9 protein-coding genes are annotated in these 12,287 nt (G+C 75.5%); 7 read left to right on the top strand and 2 right to left on the bottom strand.

Annotated elements, in window-relative coordinates; all coding sequences use genetic code 11:
* Positions 1-3 precede the first annotated feature (3 nt).
* The 3 genes from O2W15_RS00930 (at position 4) to O2W15_RS00920 (ending at position 4,684) form a co-directional block, all read left to right on the top strand.
* On the top strand, positions 4-3,093 hold the full coding sequence (locus O2W15_RS00930; protein ID WP_269178015.1) for an FAD-binding and (Fe-S)-binding domain-containing protein: 3,090 nt from the start codon (positions 4-6) through the stop codon (positions 3,091-3,093).
* Positions 3,093-4,232 (top strand): enolase C-terminal domain-like protein, encoded by a 1,140-nt coding sequence (locus tag O2W15_RS00925; RefSeq protein ID WP_269178014.1) that lies wholly within the window; start codon positions 3,093-3,095, stop codon positions 4,230-4,232. The genes O2W15_RS00930 and O2W15_RS00925 overlap by 1 nt, the downstream gene beginning before the upstream one ends.
* A 65-nt stretch (positions 4,233-4,297) precedes the next feature.
* Positions 4,298-4,684, top strand: a complete 387-nt coding sequence (locus tag O2W15_RS00920; protein WP_269178013.1) for a DUF2267 domain-containing protein — start codon at positions 4,298-4,300, stop codon at positions 4,682-4,684.
* A 50-nt stretch (positions 4,685-4,734) separates the two neighbouring features.
* On the opposite strand, the gene O2W15_RS00915 is transcribed toward O2W15_RS00920, so the two are convergent.
* Positions 4,735-7,314 carry an EAL domain-containing protein gene (locus O2W15_RS00915; protein WP_269178012.1) on the bottom strand — a complete coding sequence of 860 codons (2,580 nt, stop codon included), beginning with the start codon at positions 7,312-7,314 and terminating at the stop codon, positions 4,735-4,737.
* 150 nt (positions 7,315-7,464) lie between these two features.
* Between O2W15_RS00915 and idi the strand changes: the two genes are divergently transcribed.
* Positions 7,465-8,016 (top strand): isopentenyl-diphosphate Delta-isomerase, encoded by a 552-nt coding sequence (gene idi, locus O2W15_RS00910; RefSeq protein WP_269161820.1) that lies wholly within the window; start codon positions 7,465-7,467, stop codon positions 8,014-8,016.
* Positions 8,017-8,091: 75 nt separating this feature from the next.
* Here idi and O2W15_RS00905 read toward each other — a convergent pair whose 3' ends face one another.
* Positions 8,092-9,084 (bottom strand): ATP-binding protein, encoded by a 993-nt coding sequence (locus O2W15_RS00905; protein ID WP_269178011.1) that lies wholly within the window; start codon positions 9,082-9,084, stop codon positions 8,092-8,094.
* Positions 9,085-9,219: 135 nt separating this feature from the next.
* Between O2W15_RS00905 and O2W15_RS00900 the strand changes: the two genes are divergently transcribed.
* The 3 genes from O2W15_RS00900 (at position 9,220) to O2W15_RS00890 (ending at position 12,161) form a co-directional block, all read left to right on the top strand.
* A complete protein-coding gene (locus O2W15_RS00900) occupies positions 9,220-10,263 on the top strand; it encodes a methylenetetrahydrofolate reductase C-terminal domain-containing protein (RefSeq protein WP_269178010.1) in 1,044 nt (347 codons plus the stop codon).
* Positions 10,260-11,024 carry a class I SAM-dependent methyltransferase gene (locus O2W15_RS00895; RefSeq protein ID WP_269161823.1) on the top strand — a complete coding sequence of 255 codons (765 nt, stop codon included), beginning with the start codon at positions 10,260-10,262 and terminating at the stop codon, positions 11,022-11,024. Before O2W15_RS00900 ends, O2W15_RS00895 begins: the two co-directional genes overlap by 4 nt.
* 87 nt (positions 11,025-11,111) lie before the next feature.
* Positions 11,112-12,161, top strand: coding sequence for an NAD(P)-binding domain-containing protein (locus O2W15_RS00890; RefSeq protein WP_269178009.1), 1,050 nt, complete (start codon positions 11,112-11,114; stop codon positions 12,159-12,161).
* The last annotated feature ends 126 nt before the right edge of the window (positions 12,162-12,287 follow it).

Below are 12,287 nucleotides of genomic sequence, written 5' to 3'. Positions count from 1 at the left end.
GCCGTGGCCACCACCGACCTCCCCGATCCGCACACCGTGTGGCCGAGGCCAGCCGGCGAGCAGGACGTCGACGTGGTCGCGCTGGAGGCGGAGCTGGCCCGCCGGGTCGACGGCGAGGTCCGCTTCGACGCCGGTACCCGGGGCGCGTACTCCACCGATGCGTCCAACTACCGCACCCCGCCGCTGGGTGTGGTGGAGCCCCGCACGGTGGAGGACGCCGTCGAGGCCGCGGCCGTCTGCCGTGAGCACCGGGTCCCGCTGCTGTCCCGCGGCGGTGGGACCAGCCTGTCCGGCCAGACCACGAACGCCGCCGTCGTCCTGGACTGGAGCCGGCACTGCAACCGGCTGGAGTCCGTGGACGTCGAGGGCAGGACCTGCGTGGTGGAGCCGGGCATGGTGCTCGACCACCTCGACGACCAGCTGGCCGAGCACGGTCTGACCTGGGGGCCGCAGCCGGCCACCCACTGGACCTGCACGGTCGGCGGGATGCTCGGGAACAACGCGTGCGGCTCGTCGGCGCAGGTCTACGGCAAGGCCGTGGACAAGGTGTCCCGGTTGGAGGTGCTCCTCGCCGACGGCACCCGGATGTGGACGGGCCCCACGTCGGACGAGGAGTACGCCCGCGTCGTCGAGGCCGGTGGGCGCCCGGCCGAGGTGTACCGGGGTCTCCGTGCGCTGCGGGACGAGCACCTGGCGCAGATCCGGACGGCGTACCCGCAGATCCCGCGGCGGGTGTCGGGCTACAACCTGGACTCGCTGCTGCCGGAGCACGGCTTCGACCTGGCCCGGGCGCTGGTCGGCAGCGAGGGGACGCTGGTGACCGTCCTGCGCGCCGAGCTGCAGCTCGCCGAGCTGCCCCGGCACCGACGGCTGGCCGTGCTCGGGTACCCGGACGTGGTGACCGCCGGCCGGGAGGTCACCCGGGTGCTGCCCTGGCGGCCGCACCGGCTGGAGGGCGTCGACGACGTCCTGCGCCGGAACCAGGCCGAGGAGGGGATGAACCCGCGGGCACTGGAGAAGCTGCCCGAGGGGGACGGCTGGCTGCTCGTCGAGCTCGCCGACGACGACCCCGACGAGCTCGGCCGGCGGTTGGACGGGCTGGTCGCCGACGTCTGTGCGGCGCCGGAGCCGCCGTCGGTCCTCGTCCTGGACGACCCCGCGGAGCAGGCAGACCTCTGGGCCTTCCGCGAGGCGGGGCTGGGCGCGACGGCGCACCCGCCGAGTGGGCGCGACACCTGGCCCGGCTGGGAGGACTCCGCGGTCGCGCCGGAGGACCTCGGGCCCTACCTCTCGGAGCTGCGGGACCTGCTGGACCGGCACGGGCTGACCCCGGCGTCCACGTACGGGCACTTCGGGCACGGCTGCGTGCACCTGCGCATCCCGTTCGAGCTGGGTTCCCCCGGCGGCGCCACGGGCTACCGGTCCTTCCTGGAGGAGGCCGCGGACCTGGTCACCCGCTACGGCGGGTCGCTGTCCGGCGAGCACGGTGACGGCCAGGTCCGCGGCGAGCTGCTCGCCCGGATGTACCCCCCGGAGCTGATCGGCGCCTTCGAGCGGATGAAGGAGCTGTTCGACCCGGAGAACCGGATGAACCCGGGCAAGGTGGTCCGCCCGCGGCCCCTGGACGCGGACCTGAGGCTCACCACCGAGTACCCGGCGTGGCAGCCGGAGGTGGCGTTCGGCTACCCGGAGGACGGCGGCTCCTTCGCGCAGGCGGCCGCCCGCTGCGTCGGCGTGGGCAAGTGCCGGGCCACGCTCGGCGAGGGCGCCGAGGGTGCGGTGATGTGCCCGAGCTACCAGGTGACCGGCGACGAGGTGCACTCCACCCGGGGTCGGGCCCGGCTGCTGTTCGAGATGCTCCGTGGCGACGTCGTCCGGGACCGGTGGCGCTCGACCGCCGTCCGGGACGCCCTGGACCTGTGCCTGGCCTGCAAGGGGTGCAAGAGCGACTGCCCGGTCGACGTCGACATGGCGACCTACAAGGCGGAGTTCCTCTCCCACCACTACGCCGGCCGGGTGCGCCCGCGCACCCACTACTCGCTGGGCTGGCTCCCGCTGGCGGCCCGCGTCGCGGCGCTGGCCCCCGGGGTGGTGAACGTGGCCACCCAGACGCCGGGTCTGCGCCGGCTCGTGCAGGCCGCCGCCGGGATCACCCCCGAGCGGGAGCTGCCGCTGTTCGCGCCCGAGCGGTTCACCCACTGGTACCGGGAGCGTGGTCCGCGCGGGGACGGTCGGCACGGTGAGGTGCTGCTCTGGCCGGACACCTTCACCGAGTTCTTCCACCCGGCCATCGGTCGGGCGGCGGTGACGGTCCTCGAGGACGCCGGCTTCCGGGTGCGGCTGCCGGAGCAGGAGCTCTGCTGCGGGCTCACCTGGATCTCCACCGGCCAGTTGGACGTGGCCTCCCGGGTGCTGCGTCGCACGGCGCAGGCGCTCGGCCCCGCGGTGCGGGACCGGCTGCCGGTCGTCGGGCTGGAGCCCAGCTGCACCGCGGTGTTCCGGGCCGACGCGCCCGAGCTCCTCCCCGACGACGACGACGTCCGCCGGCTCGCCGAGAGCACCCGGACCCTCGCGGAGCTGCTCGCCGAGCGGGCCCCGGACTGGTCGCCGCCACCGGCCGAGCGCACGGCGATGGTGCAGACCCACTGCCACCACCACTCGATCATGGGGTTCGACGCCGACCGCGAGCTGCTGCGCAAGGCCGGGTTCGACGCGGACGTGCTGGACTCCGGCTGCTGTGGACTCGCCGGCAACTTCGGGTTCGAGCGCGGCCACCACGAGGTGTCGATGGCGTGCGGGGAGCAGGTGCTGCTGCCGGCCGTGCGGGACGGCGATCCCCGCGCGGTGGTGCTGGCGGACGGCTTCAGCTGCCGCACCCAGATCGAGCAGGGCGACACCGGACGGCGGGCGGTGCACTCCGCAGAGGCGCTGGCCGGCCTGGTCGAGGGTGCCCGCCTGGCCGAGCACCCCGAGCAGGTGCTAGCCGGGCGCCCGCGGCCGCCCGGCCGGGTCGCCCAGGGTGCGGCCCTGGCCGCCACGGCTGCGCTCGGCGTCGCCGCGGCGGCCACCGGACTGCGGCGGGTGCGCGGCTGATGGCCACGGACCGGGGCCCGGCCGCGCACAGCGGGACGTCGTCCGACCCGCGGGTCGACGCGCTCGAGGTCGCCGTCTACCGGCTGCCCACCGACCGGCCCGAGGCGGACGGCACGCTGAGCTGGGACGCCACCACCGCCGTGGTGGTGCACGCCTCCGGCGGCGGCAGCACCGGGGTCGGCTGGACCTACGCCGACGCCACGGCGGCCGCCGTGGTCCGCAGCCTGCTCACCGAGGTGGTCGTCGGCTGCCCGGTGCTCGACCCCCCGGCAGCCGCGTTCGACATGGCCCGCGCCGTCCGCAACGCGGGCGCGCCGGGCCTGGTGGCGATGGCGATCTCGGCCGTCGACGTCGCGCTGTGGGACCTGAAGGCGCGGCTGCTCGACGTCCCGCTCACGGGCCTGCTCGGTGCGGTGCGCCGGGACTCCGCGGTCTACGCCAGCGGGGGGTTCACCACCTACGACGACGCCGCCACCCGCGACCAGCTCGACGGCTGGCTGGCGCGCGGCCACGACCAGGTGAAGATCAAGATCGGGGAGTCCTGGGGGACGGCGGTGCCCCGGGACCTCGCGCGCACCCGGCTGGCCCGCGAGGTGCTGGGGGACGACGCCGCCCTGCTCGTCGACGCCAACGGTGGCTACACCGCGAAGCAGGCGGTCCGGGTCGGTCGGGAGCTCGACGACCTCGGCGTCGTCTGGTTCGAGGAGCCGGTCTCCTCCGACGACCTGGCCGGGCTGCGGCTGGTCCGCGAGAGCCTCGACTGCGACGTCGCCGCCGGGGAGTACGGCGCCCGGTTGCCCGACTTCGCGGCCATGTGCGGCGCCGGGGCGGTCGACTGCCTGCAGGTGGACGCCAGCCGCTGCGGCGGGGTGACCGAGTGGCTGCGGGCCTGTGCCGTCGCTGCCGGGCACCAGCTGGAGGTGTCGTCGCACTGCGTGCCCACCCTGCACGCGCACCTCGGGCCGGCGACGCCGAACCTGCGGCACCTGGAGTGGTTCCACGACCACGAGCGGTTCGAGCGTCGGCTCTTCGACGGCGTCGTCGAGCCGGTGCACGGTCGTGTCCGTCCGCCGGGTGAGGCGCCCGGCCTCGGGCTGACGGTGCGCACCGAGGACGTCGAGGACCTCCGCATCGGCTGACCGGTGCGGTCCGGTGCCCGCGGACCTCGCGGGCGCGTCATCCGAGGAACGAGGAGGAACGACCGATGCAGGAACACGAGTTCGTCTCCGCCGTGCAGCAGTCCGCCCGCATCCCCGACCACGAGCACGCCGTGCAGGCGGTCCGGGCCACCCTCATGGTGCTGGGCCAGCGGTTGTCCACCGAGGCGGCCGACCTGGCGGCGCAGTTGCCAGGAGGGCTGGCCGAGGCGGTCCCGACCGACGGGTCGGTCGAGCGCTTCGACCTGGCGGAGTTCTACCGCCGGGTGGCCGACGCGGAGGGCCAGGGCTGCACCCCCGAGCAGGCGCGGCAGCACGCCCGTGCGGTCACCGCAGCGCTGCGGGAGGCGGTGGGGGCGGAGTACCTGCACGTGCTCGACCAGCTGCCCGCCGACTACGGCGACCTGACGCACACGGAGAACGCCCAGCACTGACCGGGCAGCCACCGTCGGCGGCCTGGCTCACCGCCCGCTGCGGGTTCCGATCACGCAGCGGGGACGGTGGCCGGCGCCGGCTCGGGCAGCACGTGGGAGAAGACCGACGTCGGTTCCCCGGCCTGGTCCCGGACCACCGAGACGCGCACCAGCACCGGCACCTCGTGGCCGTCGGCGTGCCGGAAGCGGGTGGAGAGCTCGGTGACGCCGATGAACTCGGTGAACAGCCCACCGACCGCCGCCTGGCCGTCGGCCGGGGTCAGGTCCTGGACGCGGCGGGCGCCGAGCGCCTCGGTCGTGGTCCCCAGCAGCGCCGCGAACGCCTTGTTCACCCGGACCAGCGAGCCGTCCATCCGGGTCAGGGTCATGCCGATCGGGGCGTCGTCGAAGGCGTGCCGGAACATCAGCTCGCTGTCGGCCAGGTCGCGCCGCGCCTCGACCGTGGCGGTCACGTCCCGGGAGACCGAGAGGACCTCCCGCACCGTGCCGTCGTCGGCGACCAGCCGCCGGGTGTCGCTCTCCAGCCAGCGGACGCTGCCGTCCCGGTGCAGCACCCGGTGCACGCCGAGGCCGTCGGCGTAGCGGGCGGCCAGCTCGGGGTCCGCGCGGACGCGCGCGAGGTCGTCGGGGTGGAAGAACTCACCCACGGACCTGCCGACCAGCTCCTGCGGCAGCCAGCCGAGGATCGGCCCGCTGCTGGCCGAGGCGTAGGTGATGACCCGCTCCGGGGTGGTCACCAGGACCAGTTCGTCGTTGCCGCCCAGTGGCAGCACGGCGTCGGTGGCCAGCGGTTCGGCCAGGGTGCGGGAGGTGAGCAGTCCGGCGAGCCGGGGCGAGGCCGGCTCGGGGCGGCCGAACAGCCAGCCCTGCGCCGAGTCGCAGCCCATCGACACCAGCTGCTGTGCCTGCTCGGCGGTCTCGACGCCCTCGGCGCAGACCCGGCGGCCCAGGCTGTGCGCCGCCTCGATGACCAGCCGGACCAGCACCGCGTCGGCGGTGTCGCTGGCGACCCGCTCGATGAACGAGCGGTCGATCTTGACCAGGTGCACCGGCAGGGCGCGCAGCAGCGTCAGCGCGGAGTGCCCGGCTCCGAAGTCGTCCAGGGCCAGTCGCACGCCGAGGTCGCGCACCTGGCTCAGCCGCGCTGCGGTGGCGGTGAGGTCGGTGATCGCCGCGGTCTCGGTGATCTCCAGGCACAGCCGGTCCGGAGCCAGCCCGCTGTCGGCCAGCGCCCGGGTGACGTCGTCGATGAAGCCCCGCTGGGCCAGCTGCACCGGGGAGACGTTGACGGCCACGCTCGGGGGCATCCCGGAGGGGCCGGCCGGCCAGCCCGCGGCCTCCCGGCACGCCGTCTGCAGCACCCAGCGCCCGAGGTCGACGACCAGGCCGGTCCGCTCGGCGAGCGGGATGAACTGGTCGGGGGCCACCCTGCCCAGCTCGTCGTCCTCCCAGCGGGCCAGCGCCTCCACCCCGGTCACCTGACCGGAGGGCAGCGTGACGACCGGCTGGTAGTGCAGGGAGAGCGAGCGCGACTCGATGGCCAGCCGCAGCCGCCGTTCCATCCGGTGCCGGGCCCGCACCGCGTCGGTGGTCTCGGTGTCATCCAGCAGTGCGGTGTCGAAGTGGGCCACCCGGCCCCGCCCCAGCGACTTCGCCCGGAACATCGCCAGGTCGGCCCGGTGCAGCAGCTCGTCCGGCGAGCGCACCTCCATCGAGCAGCTGGCCACCCCGACGCTCGCCCCGAGGCTGGCCAGCTGTTCGGCGTCCCGGTGGGCGCCGCGCGGGAGGACGACGAACGGCGCCGCCGCGGTCAGCACGATCCGCTCCGCCAGCGCGGTGCTCTGCGCGGTGGTCAGCGCCGGCGTCAGCAGGGCGAACTCGTCGCCGCTGAGCCGGACGACCAGGTCCTCGCTACGGGCGACGGTGCGCAGCCGGTGCGCGAACTCGGTCAGCACGTCATCACCGGCCGCGTGACCGAGATGGTCGTTGACGTCCTTGAACCGGTCCAGGTCGATGACGAACAGCACGGCGGAGGACCCCGGGCAGACCGCCTGCCGCAGCCGCTCGAGCAGGAGCAGCCGGTTCGGCAGGCCGGTGAGGGGGTCGTGCAGGGCCTGGTGGGCGTACTCCTGGGCGAGCTGTTCGAACACGGCCGTCACCGGTGCGACGCCCAGTCGGCCGTCGGGCCAGGAGACCAGCACGCCGTCGAGCAGGTCCTCGCCACCGGAGCGCCGTTGGATGACGGCAGCAGCCGCGCGGGCGACGGGGCAGTCGGCGGGGTACCGCAGCGTCTCCGGTGGTGCGGCGTCCCGCACCCGGCGGCGCTGCTGCAACAGGCGGCCGTAGCCCAGCCGGCCGGTCATGGACAGCTCGAACCACGATCGGCTGACCAGCACCGGGTCGCCGGGCCCGTCGACGACGACCCAGCGGAGGGTGGCATCGCGCCGGAACAGCGCGTCGACCGAGGCCATCGTCGCGCCACCGGGCACCCGGTGGACGGGCTGCGCGAGCTCGCGGAGGGTGCCGCCGGCGTCGGTGCGGGCCAGATCGGCGGAGAGCGCGACCTGGAGTGCTCCGTCGGGGAGGGCGACGTCGGCGAGTGCGGCGGTCGCCGTCGCGGTGCTGCTCATCCGTGCTGGTCCTCTCGGGTCGCCGGCCATGGTGACGCCGACGAGTGTGCAGATGATCGCTGTGCGTGACGACGCCCTCTCACCCGTCCGAGTCGATCTTGATCGACGGTCCTCTGCGCGCGATGGACCCGCGTCGGGGATCATGGGGGTGTGGTGGCATCCCCGACGGCAGAGCTGATCGTGCTGGTCGACGAGGACGGGGCGGAGATCGGCACCATGCCGAAGCCGCTGGTGCACACCGGCGAGACGCCGTTGCACCGCGCGTTCTCCGCCTACCTCTTCGCCGACGACGGCCGGCTGCTGGTCACCCGCAGAGCGGAGGACAAGGCCACCTTCCCGGGGATGTGGACCAACACGGTCTGCGGGCACCCGGGGCCGGGTGAGGACGACCTGCAGGCGATCGCCCGACGCGCCCGCTTCGAGCTCGGGCTCGACGTGGCCGACCTGCGCCCGGCGCTGCCCTCCTACCGCTACCGGGCCGAGTTCCGGGGCGTCGTGGAGAACGAGATCTGCCCGGTCTACGTCGGCCGGTTCACCGGCACGCCGGCACCCGAGCCCACCGAGGTGGGGGAGTGGGAGGTGCTGGACTGGGCCACCTTCCGCGACCGCCAGGAGACCCAGCAGTACGACGCGTGGTCGCCCTGGTGTCGCGAGCAGGCCCGCCTCATCGAGGCCGCCGGGCTGCTCCCCGTCGCCGGGTGACCGCGACGGCCGCGCTGCGCAGCCCCCTCACGAGGCTCGCCCGTGCGAGCGCGGGCGAGCCTCGGGAGGGGGCTGTCAGCAGGCGTTGACGACCAGGCGGACGGTGCAGCCGTCGCCGGAGTCGTCGGCCGGCGACGCGGTCAGGCTGTCGACCGAGCGGCGGGCCAGCCACAGGCCCATCCCGCCGACCCCCATGTCCCCGTGCGCCGGTCCGTAGCCCACCAGCGGGTCGTCGAAGGCGGTGCCCCGGTCGGTGACCGCGCACAGCAGCCGCTCCGGCGTGCACCACAGCCGCACGTCGACCGGCGGCACGCCGTGCTCGGAGGCGTTGGCGGTCACCTCGTCTATGGCCAGCACGAAGTCCTGCGCGGCGTCCGGGGACAGGGCGCTGTCGGCCAGCACCCGGTTCAGAGCCCGGCGCAGCGCCCGCATGTCGTCGAGGTCGACCATGGACAGCGTGGGCTCGGTCTCCTCCAGCGGATCGGGGATCGTGGCCCGCTGCACCTCGCGGAGGATCTCGTCGGGCGCCCGGAAGTCCGGGCTGCGGACGACGCCCTCCTCGGTCAACAGCCACGGGTGGGTGGCCCGGGCGACGGCGTCGACGTCCGGGCCACCCTCGACGGGCGGACCGAGCAGGCAGATGTGCTCGACCGGGCGCTCGGCGAGCACGTGGTTCAGCAGGGCCTCGGTCTGCAGCCACATCGCCGGATCGGCGTCCGCTCCGCCGGGCCCGGTCACCAGGTGCAGGCGGCGGCCAGCCACCGGGGCGCACTCGTCGACCAGCCCGGTGATCGCCGCGAGGACGGCCGGTGGTCGGCCGTCGACCGGCTGGGTCGGGGCGACGTGCACGTCCCCGGCCTCCCGCAGGGCGGTCACCAGCGCACTCGCCACCTTCTCGGGGCAGGCGATCACCACCGGCTCCCCGGCGGCCAGGGCCTTCCGGAGCACCGGGCCCACGACCCGGGTCAGGTCCCTGCCCGGCTGGAGCACGTGCCCCACGTGCCGGTACCCCTGGTGCTCGACCCGCTGGTGCTGGGGCGTCTGGTGCTCTTGGTTGCGCTGCGTCACGGGTCACCTCCTCGTCGTCTTCTCCGACTGAGCCCCCTGTGCCCGAAGACGGTGATCGGGACACATCGGTGCCTGCGCGGCCACACAGCGGGCGCCCAGGGTTTCGGCCGGGGTGCGCCGGGTCAGCGACCAGGGGTGGGCGCAGCGGAGCAGAGGAGCGCCATCCGCGCCGAGGAACGGCCCGGTTGCCCCAAGCGGATGGTCTTCGGGCCGTGCGGCGGGGTGCGCGACGACGGGGGTTGTGAGCTGGCGCCGCACCCCTGCGTCTTCCTGGCCCCGCCGTTGCCACGCTGGACCGAGCCGACCCCGTCGGCGCCGCTGCCTCCACCGGGTGGCCTGCTGGACCGGGCCCGGATCGGCCCCGTCGTCCTCACCGACCTGACGGTGCGCCCGTTCGACCCGGCCTCGGTGCGGGCGGTCGTGGCCGCGTTGGCGCCGGTCAGCGACGGGCTGCTGGTCGGGGAGCACCAGAACCGGCCCGACCTCCCGCCCACGCTGATGGCCCAGGAGGTGCTGGGCGCCGGCGGTCGGCCGTGGACGACGCTGGCCTGCCGGGACCGCAACCGCGTGGTCCTGGAGCAGGAGCTCGCGGGCCTGGCCGCGGTGGGCGTCGACGGGGTGCTCTGCGTGACCGGCGACGGCCGCGGCCCGGGCGTGCGGCCCGGCGTCAGCTCGGTGTTCGACCTCGACGGCACCCGGCTCGCCGCCCTGGCTGCCGCGGCCGGGCTGACCGCGGCGGTGCCGGAGTCACCGGATGCGCCGCCGGTACCGCTGCGCCCGCAGCGGGTCGCCGAGAAGGAGCGCGCCGGCGCCCGGCTGTGCGTGCTCAACCACGTGGCCGGCCCGGCCCGGCTCGCCGCCTTCACCACCGCCGCCCGGGCGGCGGGGGCGACCCTCCCGTTCCTCGCCTCGGTCGCCGTCTACACCGACGAGCGCTCCGCGCGGGTGCTCCAGGCCTTCCCCGGCCTGCACCTCGACGACGCGGCCGTCGAGCGGGTGCTCGCCGCCCCCGACCCTGTGGCCGCCGGCATCGAGTCCGCGGTCGGGGAGGCGCGGGCCCTGCTCGCCGTGCCGGGCGTGGTGGGGGTCAACCTGTCCGGGCTGGCGTCGGCCGGCGGGCCGGCAGCGGCCGCAGCAGTCAAGGCCGAGGTGGCCACCAGGATCCGGGAGGGCACGTGAGCGAGATCGCCAGCGAGGCGATGGAGTCGGAGTTCGGCACGGTGGCCGGCTGGACCGAGGAGGCGGTGCGCGCGCTCGGGCCGGAGCACGCCGTGCCGGCCGGCTGCCGGGGCAGCGGCAGCGAGGGTGCGCTGCGCTGGCTGGCCGACGCGCTGGCCCTCCGCGCCGGGGACCGGGTGCTCGACGCCGGCGCCGGGGTCGGCGGGCCGGCCGGCTGGCTGGCCGCCGACCGGGGGGTGCGAGCGGTCTGCGCCGAGCCGATGGTCGAGGCCGTGCACGCCAGCCGCGCGCTCTTCGGGCTGCCGTCGGTGGTGGCGCTGTCCCAGGCACTGCCGCTCGCCGATGCCTCCTTCGACGCCGCCTGGACCCTCGGCGTGCTCTGCACCACCGAGGAGAAGCCGGCGATGCTCGGCGAGCTGGCCCGCGTGCTGGTGCCCGGCGGCCGGCTCGGGCTGCTGGTGTTCGTGGCTGAGGCGCCGCTGCCGCCGCCGCTGCCGGAGGGCAACAGCTTCCCGACCCCCGCGGAGGTCGACGCCCTGCTGGCCGGGGCGGGCTTCGCGGTCACCGGCACCGCCGATGCCGATCTCGGCGACAGCCCGCCGGAGTGGCAGCGACGGGCCGACGCGGTCGACGCCGAGGTCCGGCGCCGGCACGGGGACCACCCGGCGTGGGCGCAGGCCGAGGAGCAGTCCGGCCGGGTCGGCCGGCTGCTGGGCTCGGGTGCACTGCGGCCCCGGCTGCTCACCGCCGTCCGCAGCTGAGGGAGGAGCCTCTCCGCCGCACCCCTCGCAGGAGAGGGCCGGGCGGCACCGTGGCATGCGACGGGCCTCTGCGGTGTTCGGCCGGGCGTGCACAACGACGTGGTGGTGATCGGTGCCGGTCAAGCCGGGTTGGCGGCGGCGCATGCGCTGCGGCGGGCCGGTGCGGACTCCGCCCTCCTCGACGGGAACGCCGGGCCGGGCGGCGCCTGGCAGCACCGCTGGCCCTCCCTGCGGCTGGACGCGGCCCACCGGATCCACCCGCTGCCCGGCCTGCCCCTGCCCGCTGCCGACCCGGCGGCACCGGCCAGTCAGGTGGTCGCCGACTACTTCGCCGACTACGAGCAGCGCTTCGACCTGCCCGTCCACCGGCCGGTCGCTGTCCGGTCGGTGCGCCGCACCGCCGAGGGGTTCGCGCTGGACACCAGCGCAGGGGAGTGGACGGCGCACGGGCTGGTCAACGCCACCGGCACCTGGACCCGGCCGTTCTGGCCGACCTATCCCGGGCGTGAGCTGTTCGGTGGTCGCCAGCTGCACGCCGCCGACTACCGCGGTGCCGAGGAGTTCCGCGGCCGGCACGTGGTCGTCGTCGGCGGCGGCACGTCGGCGGTGCAACAGCTGATCGAGATCAGCGCGGTCGCCGACACCACCTGGGTCACCCGGCGCGAGCCGGTCTGGCGCAGCGGCGGGTTCGACGAGGACGCCGGCCGGGCCGCGGTGGCGCTGGTCGACCAGCGCGTGCGCGCCGGGCTGCCCCCGGGCAGCGTCGTGGGCGTGACCGGGCTGGTCGAGACCGACGCGGTGCTCGCCGCCCGGGCCCGGGGGGTGCTGGACCGGCTGCCGGTGTTCGACCGGCTCACCGCCGACGGGGTGGTCTGGAACGGCGACCCGGGGCGCTTCGTGCCGGCGGACGTCGTCCTGTGGGCCACCGGTTTCCGGCCGGCGCTGGAGCACCTGGCGCCGCTGCACCTGCGGGCCTCAGGCGGGGGCATCGCGATGGACGGGACCCGGGTGGTCGCCGAACCCCGGCTGCACTTGGTGGGCTACGGCCCCTCGGCGAGCACGATCGGGGCCAACCGGGCCGGCCCGAGCGCGGTGCGAGAGCTGCTCCGCACGCTGCGGGGCGACGTCGCGGCCTGAGCAGATGGTGCCAAAGGGAGCCGGTCAGTCCGTCACCCATTGGGACTACAAAGAGTCATTGCACGACTACGCTTCCGTACTGTTCGGGGGGAGGGCACCCCGAGCACCGGCACCCACGCCGATGAC

Source organism: Modestobacter sp. VKM Ac-2979 (assembly GCF_026967995.1).
Taxonomy (GTDB): domain Bacteria; phylum Actinomycetota; class Actinomycetes; order Mycobacteriales; family Geodermatophilaceae; genus Modestobacter.
This window is presented reverse-complemented; position numbering and strand designations above follow the sequence as displayed.